The following is a 4,349-nucleotide window of genomic DNA, read 5'->3' as shown; positions in this document are numbered from 1 at the left end:
TCTGCGCGAGCGCGTCGATCAGCCCGGCCTCGGCCCGCGTGTCCTCGACGGCCTTCAGCGCCCGGCCCTGGCCCTGCTCGCGCCGGTCCACGGTGCCGCCCGCGACCCAGGCCGCGTGCTGCTCCAGGGCGGCGGCGTCGAGTCCGGCCACGGCGGCCTCGCCGAGCACGGAGAAGCCGCTCGCGCCCTGCACGGCGGCGAGGTCCAGCGGGCAGTTCTCCTCGGTGCCGACGGTGGTCGGCGGCAGCGAGGCCGTCTCGGCGGCGGGCGTACGGCCGCCGTCCGCGACCTCGGTGACGGGAGCGCCGGTGCGGTCCTGGAGGGCCTCGGCGACAGCGTCGGCGGTGAGTACCAGGCCGGTGGCGCCGGTGCAGGAGACGACGACGTCGGCACGTGTCAGTTCGGCGGAGACGGCGTCCATCCGCACCGCGCGCGCGGTGGCGCCCTCGGCGTCGGCGAGGATCTGCGCGAGCCGCTCGGCACGCTCGAAGGTCCGGTTGGCGACGACGATCTCGGCGACCCCGGCGCGCGCGAGTGTCGCGGCGGCCAGCGAGGACATCGAACCGGCGCCGATCACCAGCGCCCGGCGGCCCCGGGCCCACGCCTCGACGTCCTCGCCCGCGGACAGCTGCTCCAGGCCGAAGGTGACCAGGGACTGCCCGGCGCGGTCGATGCCGGTCTCGGAGTGGGCGCGCTTGCCGACCCTGAGGGCCTGCTGGAAGAGGTCGTTGAGCAGGCGCCCGGCGGTGTGCAGCTCCTGGGCGCGGGCGAGGGAGTCCTTGATCTGGCCGAGGATCTGGCCCTCGCCGACGACCATGGAGTCCAGGCCGCAGGCCACCGAGAAGAGGTGGTGGACGGCCCGGTCCTCGTAGTGCACGTAGAGATACGGCGTCAGCTCTTCCAGGCCGACCCCGCAGTGCTGGGCGAGCAGCGTGGACAGCTCGGCGACACCGGCGTGGAACTTGTCCACGTCGGCGTACAGCTCGATGCGGTTGCAGGTGCCGAGCACGGCGGCCTCGGCGGCCGGTTCGGCGGCGACCGTGTCCTGGGCCAGCTTGACCTGGGCGTCCGTGCTCAGCGCGGCCCGCTCCAGCACGCTCACGGGCGCGCTGCGGTGGCTCAGTCCGACGACGAGGAGGCTCATGCGGGCATCACGGCGGGTACGTCCCCGTCGGGTCCCTGCTCGGCCGAGTGCCCGGCGGCGGCGCGCGCGGCGGCCGCGGGCAGCGCGCCGTCGTTCGCGGCGAGCTCCTCGCCCGCCTTGCGCTGCTCGTGGAAGGCGAGGATCTGGAGCTCGATGGAGAGGTCGACCTTGCGCACGTCGACGCCGTCCGGGACGGTCAGCACGGTCGGCGCGAAGTTCAGGATGGAGGTGACCCCGGCGGCCACGAGCCGGTCGCAGACCTGCTGGGCGGCGCCGGCCGGGGTGGCGATCACGCCGATGGAGACACCGTTGTCCTCGATGATCTTCTCGAGCTCGTCGGTGTGCCGGACCGGGATGCCCGCGACCGGCTTGCCCGCCATCGCGGGGTCGGCGTCTATCAGGGCCGCGACCCGGAAGCCGCGCGAGGCGAAGCCGCCGTAGTTGGCGAGGGCCGCGCCGAGGTTGCCGATGCCGACGATGACGACGGGCCAGTCCTGGGTCAGGCCCAGCTCGCGGGAGATCTGGTAGACGAGGTACTCGACGTCGTAGCCGACACCGCGGGTGCCGTACGAGCCGAGGTAGGAGAAGTCCTTGCGGAGCTTGGCGGAGTTGACTCCGGCGGCCGCGGCGAGTTCCTCGGAGGAGACCGTGGGGACCGAGCGCTCGGACAGCGCGGTCAGGGCTCGGAGGTACAGCGGAAGCCGGGCGACAGTGGCCTCGGGAATCCCTCGGCTGCGGGTCGCCGGTCGGTGAGTTCGGCCAGTTGCCACGGTGCTCCTGCGGGTAGAGCGGGGCTGGCGGTCATGCGTCCCCGGACCGCCCCGTCGAAAGCAGGCTATGTCTTTGTGAACGTGTGCACAAAGATGGTGTCCGATTTGCCCGGCGAACGTGACCGGGGTCACGCGCCCTCTTCCCGGGGCTGTACCTGGGGGCAAAGCTACACACTCCTCGCGAATCCCGCCCCCGAGACCAAACAGGCGTCCGATCCTAAGCGACGTTCCGGGTGTTCCGGGACGCCTGTGGACTACTTGGTCAGAGCCTTACGAAGGCGGTTCTCGTCCACCCGCCAGAAGGTGTGCTGCTCACCGTCGACGAGGACGACCGGGATCTGCTCCCAGTACGTGTCGTACAACTCACGGTCCTCCGTGATGTCCCGGCTCTCCCACGGCACGCCGAGGTCGGCGCAGACCTTCTCGATCACACTCTGGGCGTCCTCGCAGAGGTGGCAGCCGGGCTTGCGGATCAGCGTGACCAGGCGCTCCTGGGGCGCGGCCGTGCGCCGGAAGAGGGGACTCATGCCGCCCATTCTCACTCCGCTCATGTGCGCCCCTTAACAACAAGGCCGCGCAGAGTTCACGCCCTTCCAACGTCTCGGCTCCGAAGCGGCGTCACGGAATGGCTATGCTCACGCCATGGCCGCTCTAGGATGGCTCACCCCCCGTAGGCGCTCCGCCACCGCGCGGAGCGTGTTGGCAGGCGAGGCCTCGGCGGAGGCCGCCCGCAAGTCCGCGCGGAACACGCCGGAGCCGGAGACCGCCGAGCCGGAGTTCCCGGTGCTCGGCGACGACCGCGCGGCCGCGTTCTTCGACCTCGACAACACCGTGATGCAGGGCGCCGCGCTGTTCCACTTCGGGCGCGGCCTGTACAAGCGGAAGTTCTTCGAGACCCGCGACCTCGTCAAGTTCGCCTGGCAGCAGGCGTGGTTCCGGCTCGCCGGGGTCGAGGACCCCGAGCACATGCAGGACGCGCGCGACTCGGCGCTCTCCATCGTCAAGGGCCACCGGGTGGCCGAGCTGGAGACGATCGGCGAGGAGATCTACGACGAGTACCTGGCCGACCGCATCTGGCCCGGCACCCGCGCGCTGGCCCAGGCCCACCTGGACGCGGGCCAGAAGGTGTGGCTGGTGACGGCGGCCCCGGTGGAGATCGCCCAGGTGATCGCCCGCCGCCTCGGCCTCACCGGCGCGCTCGGCACCGTCGCGGAGTCGATGGACGGCGTCTACACCGGCCGCCTGGTGGGCGAACCCCTGCACGGCCCCGCCAAGGCGGAAGCGGTACGCGCCCTGGCCGCCGCCGAGGGCCTGGACCTCCCCCGCTGCGCCGCCTACAGCGACAGCCACAACGACATCCCCATGCTCTCCCTCGTCGGCCACCCCTACGCCATCAACCCCGACGCCAAACTCCGCAAACACGCCCGCGACAAGGACTGGCGCCTCCGCGACTACCGCACCGGCCGCAAGGCCGCGAAGGTAGGCATCCCGGCGGCAGCGGGCGTCGGCGCGGTAGCGGGCGGCACGGCAGCGGCCATCGCCCTGACCCGCCGCAGGCGCTGACCGCCTGCGACGGGGCTTGAACAGAACAGCCCGAGCCCAACCGAAACGCCGCAGCCCCACCAGCCCCTCCTCAGCACGGGCAACCGCGCCGCACCCCACCCCAACCGCGGGCAGTCGGCCGCCCCCGTACCCCGCCCCAGCCGCGCGCAGTCGTGCCGCTCCCCCCTCCCCCTCAGCTGCGCGCAGTCGCGCCGTGCCGCCCCGGCTGCGGGCAGTCGTGCCGCTGGGGCGGCACGGGTGGGCTGGGGGTACCCCCTGCTCGAAGAGCTTGGGGGAGGCACCCCGCAAGCGCGGCGAGCGAAAACCCTTGCTCAGCCGCAGCCCCGGTGCACAAGATCCACCGCCCCAAGCACCCCACCCTCCGTGGCCCCCGCCCGCTGAATCGTTTCGCAAGCCCCCGGGATTATGCGCCCCGCTCCCCAACCCGCCTCAGCTTCGCAGAAATCGGCTGGTTTTCGGTCGGGAAGCGGTCAGAAAAAGCAAGACAACTGGGCGTCAACTGGTCACGGAAGCGACGTAATCGACGATTTGAGCAACTGGGTGTAGCAGGGTCTACACGAAGCGTTATTCTCCTCAGACGCAAACCGGTACCCCTCCGTCGCCACGACGGGTGAAAGGTCCCGTACTGCACGTGATGGAAGCTCTGCCTCTGGGAGTCCCGTGTACCCACACGTCGGGGTTGACGCCTCGGGCCTGGCTACGCTGCGCGCAACGGTCGCAACGGTCAAAGAGACGCTGCGCGGCCTCGTCCCCACCGCGCACACCGTCCCCGCCCTCGCCACCGGCGCACCCCTGGGCCCGTGCTACGCACTGGCCGAGGGCAGCGCCGCCGTCGGCAGACGCGGCCGTACCGCGTCGTCCGGCGCGCCCGC

4 protein-coding genes and 1 pseudogene are annotated in these 4,349 nt (G+C 71.9%); 2 read left to right on the top strand and 3 right to left on the bottom strand.

Annotation, left to right across the window (positions count from 1 at the left end):
- The 3 genes from hemA to GTW40_RS15205 form a co-directional block, all read right to left on the bottom strand.
- Positions 1 to 1,144 (bottom strand): glutamyl-tRNA reductase (gene hemA, locus GTW40_RS15215; protein WP_237525524.1); only part of this gene is annotated, 1,144 nt, incomplete at its 3' end.
- Entirely contained in the window at positions 1,141 to 1,914 is a 774-nt protein-coding gene (locus tag GTW40_RS15210; RefSeq protein WP_161180727.1) for a redox-sensing transcriptional repressor Rex, read from the bottom strand. The genes GTW40_RS15210 and hemA, both read right to left, overlap by 4 nt.
- 254 nt (positions 1,915 to 2,168) lie before the next feature.
- Positions 2,169 to 2,441, bottom strand: a complete 273-nt coding sequence (locus GTW40_RS15205) for a glutaredoxin family protein (RefSeq protein ID WP_161180728.1) — start codon at positions 2,439 to 2,441, stop codon at positions 2,169 to 2,171.
- A gap of 115 nt (positions 2,442 to 2,556) precedes the next feature.
- Between GTW40_RS15205 and GTW40_RS15200 the strand changes: the two genes are divergently transcribed.
- Positions 2,557 to 3,477: an HAD-IB family hydrolase gene (locus GTW40_RS15200; RefSeq protein ID WP_161180726.1), complete on the top strand. Its 921-nt coding sequence runs from the start codon at positions 2,557 to 2,559 to the stop codon at positions 3,475 to 3,477.
- A gap of 660 nt (positions 3,478 to 4,137) precedes the next feature.
- Positions 4,138 to 4,349 (top strand): annotated as a pseudogene (locus GTW40_RS15195) (RNA polymerase subunit sigma-24); the annotation flags it as partial.

Source organism: Streptomyces sp. SID4985 (assembly GCF_009863025.1).
Classification (GTDB): domain Bacteria; phylum Actinomycetota; class Actinomycetes; order Streptomycetales; family Streptomycetaceae; genus Streptomyces.
This window is presented reverse-complemented; position numbering and strand designations above follow the sequence as displayed.